This is a genomic window from Clostridium zeae (assembly GCF_017312485.1).
GTDB lineage: Bacteria > Bacillota > Clostridia > Clostridiales > Clostridiaceae > Clostridium_AR > Clostridium_AR zeae.
Genome location: NZ_BMBA01000005.1, coordinates 1 through 17,281, shown reverse-complemented (window position 1 = coordinate 17,281; position 17,281 = coordinate 1). Strand labels below are relative to the sequence as shown.

General features: G+C 30.7%; 15 protein-coding genes and 1 rRNA gene. 8 read left to right on the top strand and 8 right to left on the bottom strand.

Annotation, left to right across the window (positions count from 1 at the left end; translation table 11 throughout):
* Positions 1-62 precede the first annotated feature (62 nt).
* The 8 genes from rsmG to rpmH form a co-directional block, all read right to left on the bottom strand.
* A complete protein-coding gene (gene rsmG / locus J3477_RS19245; RefSeq protein WP_206871568.1) occupies positions 63-782 on the bottom strand; it encodes a 16S rRNA (guanine(527)-N(7))-methyltransferase RsmG in 720 nt (239 codons plus the stop codon).
* 1 nt (position 783) lies between these two features.
* Positions 784-2,679 carry a tRNA uridine-5-carboxymethylaminomethyl(34) synthesis enzyme MnmG gene (gene mnmG, locus J3477_RS19240; RefSeq protein ID WP_206871567.1) on the bottom strand — a complete coding sequence of 632 codons (1,896 nt, stop codon included), beginning with the start codon at positions 2,677-2,679 and terminating at the stop codon, positions 784-786.
* Positions 2,680-2,688: 9 nt separating this feature from the next.
* Positions 2,689-4,065: a tRNA uridine-5-carboxymethylaminomethyl(34) synthesis GTPase MnmE gene (mnmE, locus tag J3477_RS19235; RefSeq protein WP_206871566.1), complete on the bottom strand. Its 1,377-nt coding sequence runs from the start codon at positions 4,063-4,065 to the stop codon at positions 2,689-2,691.
* Positions 4,066-4,389: 324 nt separating this feature from the next.
* Positions 4,390-5,022: an RNA-binding cell elongation regulator Jag/EloR gene (gene jag, locus J3477_RS19230; RefSeq protein WP_183279574.1), complete on the bottom strand. Its 633-nt coding sequence runs from the start codon at positions 5,020-5,022 to the stop codon at positions 4,390-4,392.
* A 57-nt stretch (positions 5,023-5,079) separates the two neighbouring features.
* Positions 5,080-5,760 (bottom strand): membrane protein insertase YidC, encoded by a 681-nt coding sequence (gene yidC / locus J3477_RS19225; RefSeq protein WP_206871565.1) that lies wholly within the window; start codon positions 5,758-5,760, stop codon positions 5,080-5,082.
* Positions 5,761-5,782: 22 nt separating this feature from the next.
* Positions 5,783-5,992 (bottom strand): membrane protein insertion efficiency factor YidD, encoded by a 210-nt coding sequence (gene yidD, locus J3477_RS19220; RefSeq protein WP_206871564.1) that lies wholly within the window; start codon positions 5,990-5,992, stop codon positions 5,783-5,785.
* Positions 5,955-6,344 (bottom strand): ribonuclease P protein component, encoded by a 390-nt coding sequence (rnpA, locus tag J3477_RS19215; protein WP_206871563.1) that lies wholly within the window; start codon positions 6,342-6,344, stop codon positions 5,955-5,957. Before rnpA ends, yidD begins: the two co-directional genes overlap by 38 nt.
* Positions 6,345-6,402: 58 nt before the next feature.
* Positions 6,403-6,537, bottom strand: coding sequence for a 50S ribosomal protein L34 (gene rpmH / locus J3477_RS19210; RefSeq protein WP_128210855.1), 135 nt, complete (start codon positions 6,535-6,537; stop codon positions 6,403-6,405).
* 539 nt (positions 6,538-7,076) lie between these two features.
* Between rpmH and dnaA the strand changes: the two genes are divergently transcribed.
* The 8 genes from dnaA to J3477_RS19170 all read left to right on the top strand — a co-directional run.
* Positions 7,077-8,438 (top strand): chromosomal replication initiator protein DnaA, encoded by a 1,362-nt coding sequence (gene dnaA / locus J3477_RS19205; protein WP_206871562.1) that lies wholly within the window; start codon positions 7,077-7,079, stop codon positions 8,436-8,438.
* Between the two features lie 260 nt (positions 8,439-8,698).
* Positions 8,699-9,799 carry a DNA polymerase III subunit beta gene (dnaN, locus tag J3477_RS19200; protein WP_206871561.1) on the top strand — a complete coding sequence of 367 codons (1,101 nt, stop codon included), beginning with the start codon at positions 8,699-8,701 and terminating at the stop codon, positions 9,797-9,799.
* A gap of 83 nt (positions 9,800-9,882) precedes the next feature.
* On the top strand, positions 9,883-10,089 hold the full coding sequence (gene yaaA / locus J3477_RS19195) for a S4 domain-containing protein YaaA (protein WP_206871560.1): 207 nt from the start codon (positions 9,883-9,885) through the stop codon (positions 10,087-10,089).
* 57 nt (positions 10,090-10,146) lie between these two features.
* The gene (gene recF / locus J3477_RS19190; RefSeq protein ID WP_206871559.1) at positions 10,147-11,232 is read left to right on the top strand and encodes a DNA replication/repair protein RecF; all 1,086 of its coding nucleotides are present in this window, start codon (positions 10,147-10,149) and stop codon (positions 11,230-11,232) included.
* Between the two features lie 14 nt (positions 11,233-11,246).
* Positions 11,247-11,507 (top strand): extracellular matrix regulator RemB, encoded by a 261-nt coding sequence (gene remB / locus J3477_RS19185; RefSeq protein ID WP_128210850.1) that lies wholly within the window; start codon positions 11,247-11,249, stop codon positions 11,505-11,507.
* Between the two features lie 59 nt (positions 11,508-11,566).
* A complete protein-coding gene (gene gyrB, locus J3477_RS19180; protein ID WP_206871558.1) occupies positions 11,567-13,474 on the top strand; it encodes a DNA topoisomerase (ATP-hydrolyzing) subunit B in 1,908 nt (635 codons plus the stop codon).
* Between the two features lie 20 nt (positions 13,475-13,494).
* Positions 13,495-16,056, top strand: a complete 2,562-nt coding sequence (gyrA, locus tag J3477_RS19175; RefSeq protein WP_206871557.1) for a DNA gyrase subunit A — start codon at positions 13,495-13,497, stop codon at positions 16,054-16,056.
* Positions 16,057-17,204: 1,148 nt separating this feature from the next.
* A 16S ribosomal RNA gene (locus J3477_RS19170) occupies positions 17,205-17,281 on the top strand; the annotation flags it as partial.

Sequence of the window (17,281 nt, the reverse complement as noted above, 5' to 3'; positions counted from 1 at the left end):
AAAAACAGTACGACAATATACATTATATTAATTGATTTTATATTATAAAAAAACATATAATACTATTTTATAGGTTTTTTTGATATACTTCCAGCTTTTCTTGGATAAGTTTTTGGTGTTTCTTTAATTTTTTTGACAACAACTAAATTATGTTTTAAATCTGTATCTTCAATATTTACTTGTATTACTTCAACTAACTTTCCACCTAAAGTAGCCACTGCATTTTTAGATTCATTTAGTTCTTCCTCGATTGAAGGACCTTTAAGCGCTATAAAATGACCATTTACCTTAACATAAGGTATGCAGAATTCAGAAAGTACACACATATTTGCTACAGCTCTAGATGTAGCTATGTCAAATTTTTCTCTTAACTCACTATTTCTAGCTCCATCTTCTGCTCTGGAATGTATAGTCTTTACATTATTTAAATGAAGCTGTTGTATAACCTCATTTAAAAAATTAACTCTTTTATTTAAAGAATCCATTAAAGTAACATTTAATTCACCTCTTATTATTGCTATAGGTATTCCTGGAAAACCAGCTCCAGTGCCAACATCAATTAGTGATGAAGCACTTTTAAATAATGGAGAATTAAATGCTTTTATTGAATCAACAAAATGTTTCTTCACAATTTGCTCATCTTCCGTTATAGCAGTAAGATTTATCTTTTCATTCCACTCTTTTAGTAGACTCATATAAATCATAAATTTTTCATATTTATCTTCATTGAATTCTACTCCAACAGAATTACATGCTTTTTCTAAAATGCTATAGTATATCATACTAAATTTCCTCCGCCTTAGTATTTCTCCTATAAAGGCTTTCTAAATGTATAAGTAAGACTGATATATCTGCAGGAGAAACACCAGATATTCTAGATGCCTGACCTATACTTATTGGACGTATCTTAGATAATTTTTGTACAGCTTCAATTCTTAAGCTATTAACATTACCATAGTCAATATCTTCAGGTATTTGCCTGTTTTCAAACTTTTTAAACTGTTCAACTTGCTCTAGCTGCTTTTCTATATAGCCTTCATATTTGGAAATTATATTAACTTGCTCACCTATATCATACGGTAAATCTTGTCTCTCTTTATCTAATTCTGCAACTGAAAAATAATCTAATTCAGGTCTTTTTATAAGCTCATACATGCTTATAGGCTTTTTAAGCTCTGCTGAACCTAATGATTCAATAAATTGATTAACTTCTTGCTTATTAGTTATTTGTAATTTTTTTAGTCTCTCTAACTCAGAGTCTATATTGTTTTTTCTTTCAGTATATCTCTTATATCTTTCTTCTGTGACTAAACCAACATTATGTCCGATTTCAGTCAATCTTAAATCAGCATTATCCTGTCTTAATAATAATCTATACTCTGCTCTAGATGTCATCATTCTATAAGGCTCACTTGTTCCCTTAGTCACTAAGTCATCTATCAAAACACCTATATATCCATCACTTCTAGTTAAAATCATAGGATCTTTTCCCTTAACTTTAAGAGCTGCATTTATTCCAGCTACTATTCCTTGAGAAGCAGCTTCTTCATATCCAGAGCTACCATTTAACTGCCCCGCTCCAAAAAGTCCTTGTATATTTTTAAACTCTAAAGATGGCTTAAGTTGAGTTGGATCTATACAATCATATTCTATTGCATATGCAGTTCTCATCATTTCCACATTCTCAAGTCCGCTAATAGTTCTAAGCATCTGCACTTGAACATCTTCTGGTAAAGACGAACTCACTCCACCTACATACATCTCAGCAGTATCTTCACCTTCAGGTTCTATAAATATCTGATGTTGATGCTTATCTTGGAATCTCATAACCTTATCTTCAATAGAAGGACAATATCTTGGTCCAACACCTTCAATAGAACCATTATACATTGGTGATCTGTGTATATTGTCTTTTATTATGTCATGAGTCTGACTATTAGTATATGTAAGCCAACAAGAAACTTGTTCTCTATCTATATTATCGCTCATGAAAGAAAATGGGACAATTCTTGTATCACCTGGCTGCTCAACCATCTTCGTAAAGTCTACAGATCTTTTATTTATTCTTGCAGGAGTTCCTGTTTTAAATCTCCTTAGTGAAATCCCTAAATCTAGCAAACTTTTAGACAAATCATTGGCTGGGAAAAGTCCATTTGGTCCACCATTATAACTTACATCACCAATTATAATTCTAGACTTTAGATAAGTACCCGTACAAACAACTACAGCTTTGGTCTTAAAATAAGCACCATTTTTAGTTTGAACTCCGATAACCTTATTATTTTCTACATCTATCTCTACAACTTCAATTTGCTTTATGTATAAATTCTCTTGATCTTCTAGAATGCTTTTCATTCTTTGCTGATACTTCTTTTTATCAGCTTGAGCTCTAAGTGAATGAACTGCAGGACCCTTAGATGTGTTAAGCATTCTGGATTGAATAAATGTATTGTCTATATTTATTCCCATTTCTCCACCTAACGCATCAACTTCTCTTACTAGATGTCCTTTTGCAGTTCCCCCAATATTAGGATTACATGGCATTAGTGCTATGCTATCAAGATTCATAGTACAAATTAAAGTTTTGCATCCTATTCTAGCGGAAGCAAGTGCCGCTTCACAACCAGCATGGCCTGCACCTATAATAATCACATCATATTCACCAGCTAAATACTTCATTTTCATCTCCTATTTTCCAACACAGAAATCTGAAAAGATTTTATTTACTAAATCTTCCTCAAGTTCTGATCCGGTAATCTCTCCAAGAGCTCTTAAACCAGTTGTAACGTATATAGAAATCAAGTCTAGATATTCATTATTTTTAACTTGATTTAAAGCCACTTCACAATTTTCCTTAGCTCTATAAAGCGCCTGCTTATGTCTAGTATTAGTTATAATTACACTTTCACTATCTATATGACCTTTAAAGAACATATCCTTTATCTTATCTTTTAAAGAATCAATTCCATACCCTGTAACTGTAGATATTTCTATCGAATTACTAAGAACGTCTAAATCATTAGTTGCTATGTTCTTATCTAAATCAATTTTATTACATAGAGTTATATATTTTTTATCTTTTATGAAGTCTAATATTTCTCTATCTTCGCTATCCAAGCCTCTGCTTGCATCAACCATAAATACTATAATATCAGCTTCATTTATCTTTTCCTTTGATCTCTGAACTCCGATTCTTTCTACTTCATCTTCTGTTTCTCTTATTCCTGCAGTATCAATAATTCTAATAGGTATTCCATCTAAGTTAATGTATTCTTCAATTACATCTCTAGTAGTTCCAGGTATATTAGTAACAATAGCCCTTTTTTCTCTTAAAAGAGTGTTTAAAAGAGAAGATTTCCCTACATTAGGCTTTCCAACAATAACCATACTTAAACCATCTCTTATAATCTTACCCTCATCTGCACTAGATAATAACCTATTAACTTCATTTATTACTGATTGGATATTTTCACCAACTCTTATAGGTATAGAAGCATCTGGTTCTTCGTCATCTTCAGTAAAATCAACAGCAAATTCAATAAGTGCTAACACATTTAGTAGTTTTTCTCTTAAAGAATTTATTTCCCGGGAAAGCACTCCTTGACTCTGGATCATAGCTGATTTCATAGATAAATCTGTTTTAGCTCGTATTATATCTATAACCGCTTCTGCTTGAGTTAAGTCAATTCTACCATTTAAAAACGCCCTTTTTGTGAATTCTCCAGGTTCAGCAAGTCTTGCTCCTGATTTTATAACTTCTTGCAATACCCTATTAGTTGACGTCACTCCACCATGGCAATTAATCTCTACAGTGTCCTCAGCAGTAAAACTCTTAGGCCCTTTCATGTAGCTTATAATTACTTCATCAACTATTTCTTGTTTTGAATCTACTATATTACCGTACCTCATTGTATAAGGCTTCATTTCTAATATACTTAAATTGCTTTTTCCTCTAAAAATCTTAGATACTATATCTAGTGATTTATTACCAGAAATTCTTATAATAGAAATCCCACCCTCACCAAGTGCAGTTGCAACAGCAGCAATTGTATCAAATTCTTTCATGCTGTCCTCCTCATTATTAAATTTATAATTATAGTATCTCCTCTAATATATCCGTTTTTCAATGACTTATTAACTTTTTACAAAATTATCAGATTCTATTGTTTCAGGGCAACTAATAAAATCAATAAAACCCGAATAAACAGTATAAATTCTTAACATTATAAAAATTTATAAATAAAAATTCTTATAATGTTAAGAACCTTTATTTACGTCTTATTTGAACTAGTATATCTTTAAAACTAATATTTATTTTACAAAAATAAACTTTATTAGTCAAAACATATTAAAAAAAAGTAAATCAAAAAGAAAGCCTAAATGGCTTTCCTATTTTTCTCTTCTTATATCAACTACTATTCTTCTATATGGTTCTTCTCCCTCGCTGTATGTATATACAGTTTGGTTGCCTTGAAGAGCAGAATGAATTACTCTTCTCTCATATGGATTCATAGGTTCAAGTTTAAATGGTCTGCCAGACTTTCTAACCTTATAGGCTGTTTTATCTGCTAAGCGTTTTAATGTTTCTTCTCTTTTAACTCTATAATTTTCTGTATCTAGAACTACTCTCTTATATGGGATATCATGGCCTTTATTAACAACTAGGCTAACAAGATATTGTAGAGAATCTAATGTCTCCCCCCTATAGCCAATTATAACTCCCATTTTAGGACCTAAAAGATTGATATTCAAAACATTATCATCTTCTTTTATTCTTATTTCAGCTTTTATATCCATTGAATCTAAAACACTTCTTAAAAATGTCTTCGCTTCAAGAACATAATCACGCTTAACTGTAACAAGAATCTTAGCAGGTTTACTTCCTATAAAATTAAATAAACCTCTGCTCCCCTCATCAACAATGTTATACTCAACTTTATCTTCTGTAACATTTAATTCCTTTAGAGCATTCTTTAGAGCTTCCTCTACAGTTTTTCCTGTAATTTCTAAAGTTTTCTGCATACCCTAGTCACCCACCTTATTATACTAAAAGCTTAGTATTAAAATACAATATATATATTAACTTGCTAATGCTTTCTTCTTATTAGCTGGTCTTATAACTAAAAAATAAGTTTGAACTAATTGAATTAAGTTACCCATTATCCAATAAAGAACTAATGCTGATCTAAAGTTTAATGCCATAAATCCCATCATAAGCGACATTCCGATATTCATTGACCCCATATTCATACCACCTTGTTGACTAGTATTAACCGTAGTCTTAGTTGATAAATATGATGATAAATATGTTGTTGCAGCTGATAGAATAGGTAATATATAGAATGGATCTTTCGCATACAGGTTAGGTATCCATAGGAAAGAAGCACCCTGTACATTTATACTAGTAAATACTCCGTATAGAGCAAATAAAATAGGCATTTGAATTAATAATGGTAAGCATCCACTAAAAGGACTTACATTATTCTCTTTATAAATCTTCATCATTTCCATTTGTGCTTTTTGAGGATCATTTTTGTATTTCTTTTGCATCTCTTGAACTATAGGCTGAACCTCTTGCATCTTAACTTGTGATCTAATTTGTTTTATGTTTAGAGGTAATAATATTAACCTAACTATTACAGTTAATATAAAGATAGCTAAAACATATGATGTACCTACATGTGTAATACCTATGTTAAGTACGAAACTATGTAGTGCTGTAAAAATATTAGTTAAGAAATTAACTATTGGTTGTAACAAATTTCTAACCTCCTACACTCTCTTACTTCACGGGGTCATATCCGCCTTCGTGAAATGGATGGCATCTTAATATTCTTTTTATAGCCATGAATCCACCTTTTAAGGATCCATACTTTTGTATCGCTTCAATTGCATATTGAGAACAAGTAGGGTAATATATACAAGAAGGTCTTTTTAAAGGTGAAATAAATCTTCTATAGAATCTTATTATTAGAATTAAAACCCTTTTCATTTTTTATTAAACCTGCCTTATTAAATAAGTTGATCATAGCTTTTTGGACATCCCAATAAGTTTTCTCATTAATGGCTACCCTTGCAATGAACACTAAATCATTTCCTCTTTTTATATTCTCATTATTCAATCTATAACTTTCACTTATTAATCTCTTAGCTCTACTTCTAATTACGCTAATTCCGACTTTTTTGCTAACAGAAATTCCTACCCTATTGTACGGTGTACCTTTTTCATCTCTGTTTCTTCTATTATTATATATATATAATACAAGCAAATCATTAGCAAAGGATTTACCTCGTCTATACACATTTCTAAATTCCATGTTCTTTCTTAGTTTTTGATCTGCCATAGCTTCGATATTCTCCTTTTTTTTCTGCAGTTGCAGAAAAAGGCCACTAAAGCGGCCCTTATGCTGTCAATCTCTTTCTACCTTTTTGTCTTCTTCTCTTAAGAACAGTTCTACCTGATGCAGTAGCCATTCTCTTTCTGAAGCCATGTTCTCTTTTTCTTTGTTTCTTTTTAGGTTGGTATGTCATGAACATCTATAATACACCCCCTTCAGTTAATTATGTTTTATAGTAAAAAACTATTCTGTCACTGAATCTTATTGATTTTAAGATTTACTTTTTAATTATATATTTCAAGTGTTCTTATGTCAAGAAAATCAATAGTTGTTGATAATTTTATAATACAATATATTTTTTGTGGATAAGTTATTGAACAGGCTTATTTCTTTATGATATGATTAAGTGGTGGCTGTGTATAAATTGTTAACCCACTAATACTTATCCACAACTGTTGATAAGTCTGTGCATAACTTATTGCTTTGTGTATATAAGTGGTTTATACATTATATATTTTTAGCCCTTTTTCTATTATTATACTGCTGTTGATAGTGTTATTTAATATATATTAACATATGTTGATAACTTTTTATGATTAAAATTATTAACATAGTTATCAACATGTGAATAATTTTATTTACATAGTCAATCATCTTAATAGGGTGTTTATATTTTTGTGAATAAACTGTTATTACTAGAAATTGCTAATAAAAAATTTTTTGACTGGAGGATAGGAAATGGATGCCCAACTAAACCAAATGTGGGAAAAAACATTGAATATAATGAAGGGTGAGATGTCTGAGGTAAGTTTTAATACTTGGATAAAGAGTTGCGAACCTATATCTATGGATTCAGATTCAATAAAGTTTAGTGTCCCAAATGATTTCACAAAAGATATAATAGAGAAGCGCTACAAAACTCTTTTCGTGCAGGCAATCAAACTTGTTTCTTCTAAAAAATATAATATTGAATTCCTAATCCAGTCCGAGCTTCAGGAAGAAAAAACCATTTCAGCTACACCAAGTAAAGAAGAAGCTTCTAATAATACTGTGGTTAGCGTTAATGATGAAATGTCTGCTACCTTAAATCCTAAATATACTTTCAATTCATTCGTAATAGGTAATAGTAATAGGTTTGCCCATGCAGCATCCCTTGCGGTAGCGGAATCTCCAGCCAAAGCATATAACCCTTTATTTATATATGGAGGAGTTGGTCTTGGAAAAACGCACTTAATGCATGCTATTGGCCATTATATACTGAAGAATAATCCTAAAGCTAAAGTAGTTTATGTGTCTTCTGAAAAATTTACTAATGAATTAATAAATGCTATAAAAGACGACACTAATGAAGAGTTTAGGAATAAATATAGAAATGTAGATGTCCTTCTAATAGATGATATTCAATTTATTGCAGGAAAAGAACGAACTCAAGAAGAGTTTTTCCATACATTCAACACACTCCATGAAGCTAACAAACAAATTATCTTATCTTCAGATAGACCACCAAAAGAAATTCCTACATTAGAAGATAGATTAAGATCAAGATTTGAATGGGGACTTATAGCAGATACTCAAGCACCTGATTTTGAAACAAGAATGGCAATATTGAAAAAAAAGGCTGATGTTGAAAAATTAAACGTAGCTAATGAAGTTATGGTCTACATAGCTACAAAAATCAAGTCAAATATAAGAGAACTTGAAGGTGCACTTATAAGAATAGTTGCATATTCTTCATTAACAAATAGAGAAATAACTGTTGATCTTGCTTCAGAAGCATTAAAAGACATTATATCTAACAAACAAGGAAATCATATTACTATAGAATTGATTCAAGAAACAGTTTCAAATTATTTTAATTTAAGAGTAGAAGATTTAAAATCTCAGAGAAGAACTAGAAATGTAGCTTATCCTAGACAAATCGCAATGTACCTTTCAAGAAAGTTGACAGATATGTCTCTTCCTAAAATAGGTGAAGAATTTGGAGGAAGGGATCATACCACTGTAATACATGCGTATGAAAAGATATCAGGCGGATTAAAGTCAGATGAAGTTCTTCAAAATACAGTAAATGACATAACAAAGAAGCTGACTCAAAAATAATTAACATCTGTACATAATAACTTTATAATATACTGTGGATAACTTAAATTCGAATGATGCTCGGTGAATAATGTGGATAAGTTACAAAATCCATAACAACTTATCCACAGTATTTTTTTACTGTTTTTTGGCTTATTTAAAAGGCTAGAGGTACTTTTCAACAAATCCCCAGCCCCTACTACTATTATTACTGTAATTAATTATTTATTTATATATATCTATACATCATTACTTGTTAATTAATTAAGGAGGTTTTTACTTTGATTTTTATATGTGATAAAAGTAAACTACAAGATTCTATTTCAATAGTTCAAAAGGCTATAACAGGAAGATCAACAATGCCTATATTAGAAGGTGTTTATATTAATGCAAATAGCAATACTATAACTCTTATTGGATCTGATAAAGATGTAAGTATCGAAACAAAGCTTGAAGCAGATATTATAGAAAAAGGTTCAATTGTTGTAGATGCTAAAATATTTGGAGAAATAATTAGAAAATTACCTAATGATGAGGTTAAGATAGAAACACTTGATAATAGTGTAATTCAAATAACTTGCCAAAAATCAGTATTTAACTTAATTTATATGAGTTCAGATGATTTTCCTAGTTTACCAAATATTAATGAAAATATGATTTTTTCAGTTCCTCAAAATCAATTAAAAAACATGATAAAAGGAACATCTTTTGCAATCGCACAAGATGAAATAAGACCAATACTTCAAGGAATATTGTTTGAAGTTAAGGATAACTATTTAAATTTAGTTGCATTAGATGGATATAGATTAGCATTAAGAAGAGAAATTGTTGATTCACAAAATACTATAAATGCGGTAATTCCAGGAAAGACCTTAAATGAAGTTGCTAAGATACTAGAAGATAGTGAAGACTTAGTTAACATAACATTTACTACAAATCATATATTATTTAACTTAGGTCAGACTAAGATAATATCAAGATTACTTGAAGGAGAGTTTATTCAATATAATTCAATTCTTCCTCAAGAATATAAAATGTGTGTTACTGTAAAGAAACAATCTTTACAAAATAGTATAGAAAGAGCATCTTTGATGGCTAAAGAAGGAAATAGTAATTTAATTAAATTAGATATCCAAGATGATGCAATGGTGATAACATCTAATTCTCAATTGGGAAAAGTTAGAGAAGAGATATCTGTAAATATGCAAGGTGAAGGTATACAAATTGCATTTAACTCGAAGTACCTATTAGATGTTCTTAAAAACATGGAAGAAGATGAAGTTGTGCTTGAACTTACTAGTAGTGTATCTCCGTGTGTTATAAAAAATAAAATCAATGAAAATAGTAAATACTTAGTAGTGCCAGTAAGATTAGTTAAATAAAAATAAGGAGTAGTTTTTCTGTGATATACCCTTTTGTGAGAAATCACAAAGAAAAATATTATAGTTAAAACTTTAACAATACAATGAATGAAATTAGAATTGATACTGAATTTATAAAATTAGATGCGTTTTTAAAGTGGTGTGGAGCTGCTTCAACTGGAGCAGAAGCTAAAATTTATGTTCAAGAAGGCGATGTACTTGTAAATGGAGAGGTATGTCTTCAAAGAGGAAAAAAGCTTAGAATAAACGATGTGATTACATTTGATAATGAAGACTACAAAATAATTTAGTAATATTTAAATAAGATATGCTATTAATAAATGTGGTATAATTAAATAGGTGCTTATATGTATATAAAAAAGATTATGTTACTTGAGTACAGAAATTATAGAAATATAACTATTGATCTAGGAAGAAATGTTAATGTTTTTATGGGAGATAATGCTCAAGGAAAAACGAACATATTAGAGGCTATGTACTATTGTGGCTTTGCTAAATCTCACAGGACCAATAGAGATAAGGAACTTGTTAATTGGGATTCAGAAAAATCGTTTATAAGCTTAAGTGTAGGTAAAGAGAGAATAGATAAAAGAATCGATATCAATATATTCAAAGATGGTAAAAAAGCTATTAAGGTTAATTCAATTAAAATAAATAAGGTTGGAGAATTAGTAGGTGTCTTTAATGTTGTTATGTTTTCTCCTGAAGACTTAAAGATTGTAAAAGAAAGCCCTGGAATAAGAAGAAAGTTTTTGGATATGGAGCTCTCTCAATTAAATAAAAAGTATTACTATAGTTTAGTTCAATACAACAAGATATTAAACGAGAGAAATACCGTTTTAAAGCAAAAAAAAGTAGATGTATCTATGCTAGACATATATGATTTACAGCTTAGTGAATTCGCAGAATACATAGTTAAAGAAAGAATTAAGTATATAGATAAGCTCAACGAGCATGGCAAGATTGTACATAACGAAATAACATCTGGTAAGGAAGTAATAGAGTTTAAGTATTTATCTAGTATTAAGAACTTTGATGATATTAAAAAGTCTTTTTTGGAAGGGCTAGAGAAAAATAGAAGTAAGGATATAGAAAAAAGACTTACTTCTATTGGCCCACATAGAGATGATTTCTTGATTTTGATTAATGATATAGATGCCAAAAGTTATGGGTCTCAAGGGCAACAAAGAACAGCTGTGTTATCAATAAAATTTGCATCACTAAGAATTATAAAAGATATAACCGGAGAATACCCAGTTTTACTTTTAGATGATGTGCTTTCTGAGTTGGACTTTAATAGAAAAAGATATGTTTTAACTTCTATAGGGCAGATACAGACTGTTATAACTTGCACTGGAATAGAAGATTTAACTGATTACCTAGATGAAAAAGCTAGGGTTTTTAAGGTTCAGGATGGAATAATTCTAACATAGAGGAGGAGTTTTAATTGTTTTTACACTTAGGTGAAAATGTTGTGGTTCCAATCAAAGATGTTATTGGTATTTTTGATATACAAACTACTATGTATAGTAGTGATACTAGCCAATTCTTAAGGATGGCAGAAGAAGATGGATTTGTAGAAAGAATAACTAATGATAAACCCAAGTCTTTTGTAATTGCTGAAGTGGATAAGAAAAGTAAGATATATCTTTCTCCAATATCCTCATCTACACTTACAAAAAGAACGGATATAGATTACACGCCATAAATCGTCCGATATCTAATTTTGTATTATTTAGTTTATTAAATTTTAGGAGGAATTGAGTGGTGGAACAAAATAAACAGACTTATGATGAAAGTCAAATTCAAGTACTAGAAGGTCTCGAAGCAGTTAGAAAGAGACCAGGAATGTATATAGGTAGTACTAGTTCAAGAGGTCTTCATCACCTTGTGTATGAAATTGTAGACAATAGTATAGACGAAGCTCTTGCTGGTTATTGCAAAAATATAGAAGTTTATATACATGAAGATAATTCAATAACAGTAATTGATGATGGAAGGGGTATGCCTGTAGGTATACATCCTAAGATGGGAAAATCTACTGTTGAGGTAATTATGACAGTTCTTCACGCTGGTGGTAAATTTGGCGGTGGAGGATACAAGGTATCAGGTGGATTACATGGAGTAGGTGCATCTGTAGTTAATGCTTTGTCTGAATTATGTGAAGTTACCGTAACTAGAGAAGGAAGCGTATGGAAGCAAACTTACTCAAAGGGAAATGTTACTAGTGAGCTCACCAAGATTGGTGAAGATGACGGACAGGGAACAAAAACTCATTTTAAGCCTGATCATGAAATTTTTGAGGAAACTGTATATGATTTTGAGATTTTATCTCAAAGGTTAAGAGAGCTAGCTTTCTTAAATAAAGGGATAAATATACAACTTACAGACGAAAGAGACGGAAAAAGTGAAAATTACTTTTACGAAGGTGGTATAAAATCTTTTGTAAGTTACTTAAACAGAAACAAGGAAGTACTGCATGATGAACCAATATATGTTGAAGGTGTTAAAGACGGCATAGTTGTTGAGGTATCTCTACAATATCATGATGGATATAATGAAAACATGTTCTCTTTTGCAAATAACATAGATACAGTTGAAGGTGGAACACATCTTATTGGTTTTAAAGCTGCATTAACAAGAGTATTCAATGACTATGGTAAGAAATTTGGTCATCTAAAAGAAAATGAAAAAAATTTATCCGGTGATGATATAAGAGAAGGTTTAACCGCTGTTGTATCAATTAAAATATCTGAACCACAATTTGAAGGCCAAACTAAGACTAAGCTTGGAAATAGTGAAGTTAGAAGTGTTGTTGATAGTATAGCTGGAGAAGGTATAAGTGAATTCTTAGAGGAAAATCCTGCAGTTGGAAAAGTTATCATAGAAAAATCATTACTTGCTCAAAGAGCAAGAGAAGCAGCTAGAAAAGCAAGAGAACTTACAAGAAAGTCAGTTCTTGAAAGGTCAACTTTACCAGGTAAACTTGCAGATTGCTCATCTAAGGATCCGTTAGAGTGCGAAATATACATAGTTGAGGGAGATTCTGCAGGGGGCTCTGCTAAGCAGGGAAGAAATAGAAGGTTCCAGGCTATTTTACCTTTAAGAGGTAAAATAATGAATGTGGAAAAGCAAAGATTGGATAAGATATTAGGATCTGATACTATACGTTCCATGGTAACTGCTTTTGGTGGTGGTATAGGAAAAGATTTTGATGTTGAGAAGTTGAGATACAATAGAATAATAATAATGACAGATGCTGACGTTGATGGTGCTCATATAAGAACATTGCTGTTAACATTCTTCTACAGATACATGAGAGAACTTGTAGATCAAGGCCATGTATATATAGCTCAACCACCACTTTTTAAAATCTCTAAGGCTAAGAAAGATTATTATGTATATTCTGATAAGGAATTAGAGGATAAATTAGTGGAGATTGGCGGTAAGGATAATTCTGTAGGTATACAAAGATACAAGGGTCTTGGCGAAATGAATGCTAGCCAGCTTTGGGATACAACTATGGATCCTGAGAGAAGAATTCTTCTTAAGGTTTCAATTGAAGATGCAATGGCTGCAGATGAGATATTTACAATACTTATGGGTGATAAGGTTGATCCAAGAAGAGAGTTTATCCAACAAAATGCTAAGTATGTAAGCAATTTAGATGTTTAGTACTAAAAGAGGTGAAGTACATGAATTATAACGAGGGAAAAGTTCTTCCAGTTGACATAAAAAACGAAATGAAAAAGTGCTATATAGACTACGCTATGAGTGTTATAGTAGGTAGAGCACTTCCAGATGTAAGAGATGGTTTGAAGCCAGTTCATAGAAGAATACTTTATTCTATGCATGAACTTGGTTTGGCACCAGATAAAGGTTATAGAAAGTGTGCAAGAATAGTTGGAGAAGTTTTAGGTAAGTACCATCCACACGGTGATACATCAGTTTATGATGCTCTTGTAAGAATGGCGCAAGATTTCTCCATGAGATATATGCTTGTAGATGGTCATGGAAACTTTGGTTCTGTTGATGGAGATTCAGCAGCAGCAATGAGATATACAGAAGCAAAGATGAACAAGATAGCAGTTGAAATGCTAAGGGATATAAATAAGAATACAGTTGATTTTATGGATAACTTTGACGGTGAAGAGCAAGAACCTATTGTTATTCCATCTAGATTCCCTAATCTATTGGTAAATGGATCATCTGGTATAGCTGTTGGTATGGCTACTAACATACCTCCTCATAATCTAGGGGAAGTTATAGATGGTACAATAATGCTTATAGATAACCCAGAAAGTTCTATACTAGAGCTTATGGGACATATAAAGGGGCCAGATTTCCCTACCGCAGGAACAATAATGGGGCTTTCAGGTATAAGAGAAGCTTATGAAACTGGTAAAGGAAAAGTTGTTGTAAGAGCTAAAGCTAACATAGAAGAAGAAAAAGGCAGACATAAGATTATTGTTACGGAGCTACCTTATCAAGTTAATAAAGCGAAGTTAATAGAGAATATTGCTGACTTAGTAAAAGATAAGAAGATAAACGGTATCTCTGACTTAAGAGATGAATCAGACAGAGATGGTATGAGAATAGTAATAGAACTTAAAAGAGATGCAAATCCAAATGTAGTTCTTAACTTATTATATAAACATACTAAGATGCAAGATACTTTTGGTGTTATAATGTTAGCTCTAGTAGATAATGAACCTCAAGTTTTGAATCTAAAACAGGTACTGGTTCACTATGTAGCATTCCAAAAACAAGTTATTACAAGAAGAACAGTATTTGAATTAAACAAGGCTCAAGAAAGAGCTCACGTATTAGAAGGTTTAAGAATAGCGCTTGATCACATAGATGAAGTTATAAGCATAATAAGAAATTCTAAGACTACTGAAATTGCTAGAAATGAATTAAGAGAAAAGTTTGGATTGACTGATGTTCAAACTCAAGCAATTTTAGATATGAGACTTAGAAGACTTACTGGATTAGAGAGAGATAAGATTGAAGAAGAGTATAATGAAATAATGAAACTTATTAACTACTTAAATGATATACTAGGAAGTGAAGAAAAACTTCTAAGTGTCATAAAAGAAGAACTTCTTGAAATAAAAGCTAGATATTCTGATGAAAGAAGAACTGAAATTACTAAGAATCAGAATGAAATAGACTATGAAGACTTAATTCAAGAACAAGAAGTTGTTATAACCTTAACTCATAGCGGTTATATTAAGAGAATATTAGCAGACACTTACTCTGCTCAAAGAAGAGGGGGAAAGGGAATACAGGCAATGACTACAAAAGAAGATGATTTTGTAGAGAATGTGTTCATAACCTCAACTCATACTAATTTATTATTCTTTACTAACAGAGGTAAAGTGTTTAAACTTAAGGCTTATGAGATACCAGATGCAGGAAGGGCTGCAAAGGGAACGAATCTTATAAACATATTACCTTTAGAGCAAGATGAAAGAATTTACACTGTCTTGACTATAAAGGATATGAATCAAGATGGATTCTTATTTATGGCAACTAAGAAAGGTTTAGTTAAAAAGACTCCACTTAGTGAATTCCAAAATATAAGAAAGAATGGTTTAATAGCTATAGGTTTAAGAGAAGAAGATGAACTTCTAAAGGCAAAAGTAACTTATGGAGATGCCAACATAATGATAGTTACCCAAAATGGTTATGCAATAAGATTCAATGAACAAGATGTAAGACCAATGGGAAGAACAGCTTCAGGTGTAAGGGCTATGAATCTAAGAAAAGATGATATGGCAGTTTGTATGGATATAGCTGTTGATGATGAAGATGTGCTAGTAATAAGTGAAAATGGATTTGGTAAAAGAACACCTGTATCTGAATATAAGGTTCAAAATAGAGGTGGAATGGGATTAATAACTTATAAATTGGCTGAGAAGACTGGTAAAGTAGTTGGTGCTACTATATGTAAGATTGATGATGAATTAATGCTTATAAATAGTAGTGGTGTTGCCATAAGAATTAATGTTTCTGATATATCAGTTACAAGTAGATCTGCAATGGGTGTTACTCTTATGAGAACCGGAGAAGAGGAAAAGGTAGTTGCTGTAGCAAAAATACCATACACTGAAAAATCTTCGGATGATGATGCTGATGGAAGTGATGTAGCTGTAGAGCTAGAAGAAGTTCCAGTAGTATCTAGTGAAGATAATAGTTTAAATGAATTACTTGAGAGAGCAGAAGAAGATCAAAATACTGATGATCAAGAATAAGATTCAATAGAATAAAAGTATATTTAAGGGCTATCTTATAGAATTATTATTAAGATAGTCCTTTTTCATTGGTTTGAAAGTATAAAAAATTTTGCTTCTAAAAATAATTTTAAGATCTTTTGTTTTTTACTAAGATATATTTAAAACTGCATTCTAGGCGTAACTTTTTAAAAAGTTATCTTTTTATCTTTTTTTATTTTTAAAAAGCTTATATATTTGTATAGGTGAAGTTTTTAAATTACTATACCTCAGATGTTTTACTAGGTTTATTAAATATTTATAAAACAGTAAGCAATAAAGTTTTGCTCACATAGAGGTTTGTATTTATATGTTTAAAAAGACTGATATGTAAAAGAAATTAAAAAAAGATTCGGTTAATAACTTTCTTTTGTTTTAAAAATAAAGTAGCTCCATTCAGAAATAACTTCTTTGCAATTTATTTAAAATGCTGTAGGTATAAAAAAAGTTGGCGTGAATGTGTAATTGTTTTTAATTGAAATGTACAAAAATTAAAATATATAGAGTTATTTAGAATTTATATTTAGTGTAAGAATTGAATTTTATAGTTAATCCTAATACAAAGATAGTGATATTAGATAATAGTGAATTATTAATGATTAAAACTACTTAGATTTAAAATCTATTTAGAGTAAAAACTAGAACTACATAATTTTAATTTCATAGATATTTTATAAAAGACTCTAAGGATTTGAACAAATTTTATATAAGCTAAATTTAGTTGTTTAGCTTTAAGTAAAGGTTAATTAGATTTAAAAGTGCTTTGTATAATGAAAACATAACCAGGTGTGTCATTATAGGATAGAGTTAGAAAATAAGAGAAATAAATAGAAAAATCATATTAGTGCTTTGTAATCACTTTGTAATAATATCATAATGAACTTTTAAAATGGTAAGATAAACATCGTCACAGCGATGCAAAATCGTAAGGAAACAAAAAAACATTAAAAAAAATGTTGACAAGAAAGTTTGCAAGTGATAAGATAAAGAAGTCGCAAATGAGCGGCAACAAAAACTTGGTCTTTGAAAATTAAACAGAGAAGATAAACAAAGTCTAAAACTAGACTTAAACTAAACCAGCAATTCTTTTGAAAAAAGACTTACTAAGTAAGTAAGCTATGATTAAACTTTAAATTGAGAGTTTGATCCTGGCTCAGGACGAACGCTGGCGGCGTGCCTAACACATGCAAGTCGAGCGGAGAAAGTT

What these genes read in the sequence shown, in the direction of transcription:
- rnpA (WP_206871563.1), bottom strand. Translation starts at nt 6,344, where the DNA reads ATGGCAGATCAAAAACTAAGAAAGAACATGGAATTTAGAAATGTGTAT.
- gyrA (WP_206871557.1), top strand. Translation starts at nt 13,495, where the DNA reads ATGAATTATAACGAGGGAAAAGTTCTTCCAGTTGACATAAAAAACGAA.
- recF (WP_206871559.1), top strand. Translation starts at nt 10,147, where the DNA reads ATGTATATAAAAAAGATTATGTTACTTGAGTACAGAAATTATAGAAAT.
- yidD (WP_206871564.1), bottom strand. Translation starts at nt 5,992, where the DNA reads ATGAAAAGGGTTTTAATTCTAATAATAAGATTCTATAGAAGATTTATT.
- yaaA (WP_206871560.1), top strand. Translation starts at nt 9,883, where the DNA reads ATGAATGAAATTAGAATTGATACTGAATTTATAAAATTAGATGCGTTT.
- rsmG (WP_206871568.1), bottom strand. Translation starts at nt 782, where the DNA reads ATGATATACTATAGCATTTTAGAAAAAGCATGTAATTCTGTTGGAGTA.
- mnmE (WP_206871566.1), bottom strand. Translation starts at nt 4,065, where the DNA reads ATGAAAGAATTTGATACAATTGCTGCTGTTGCAACTGCACTTGGTGAG.
- jag (WP_183279574.1), bottom strand. Translation starts at nt 5,022, where the DNA reads ATGCAGAAAACTTTAGAAATTACAGGAAAAACTGTAGAGGAAGCTCTA.
- rpmH (WP_128210855.1), bottom strand. Translation starts at nt 6,537, where the DNA reads ATGTTCATGACATACCAACCTAAAAAGAAACAAAGAAAAAGAGAACAT.
- mnmG (WP_206871567.1), bottom strand. Translation starts at nt 2,679, where the DNA reads ATGAAGTATTTAGCTGGTGAATATGATGTGATTATTATAGGTGCAGGC.
- dnaA (WP_206871562.1), top strand. Translation starts at nt 7,077, where the DNA reads ATGGATGCCCAACTAAACCAAATGTGGGAAAAAACATTGAATATAATG.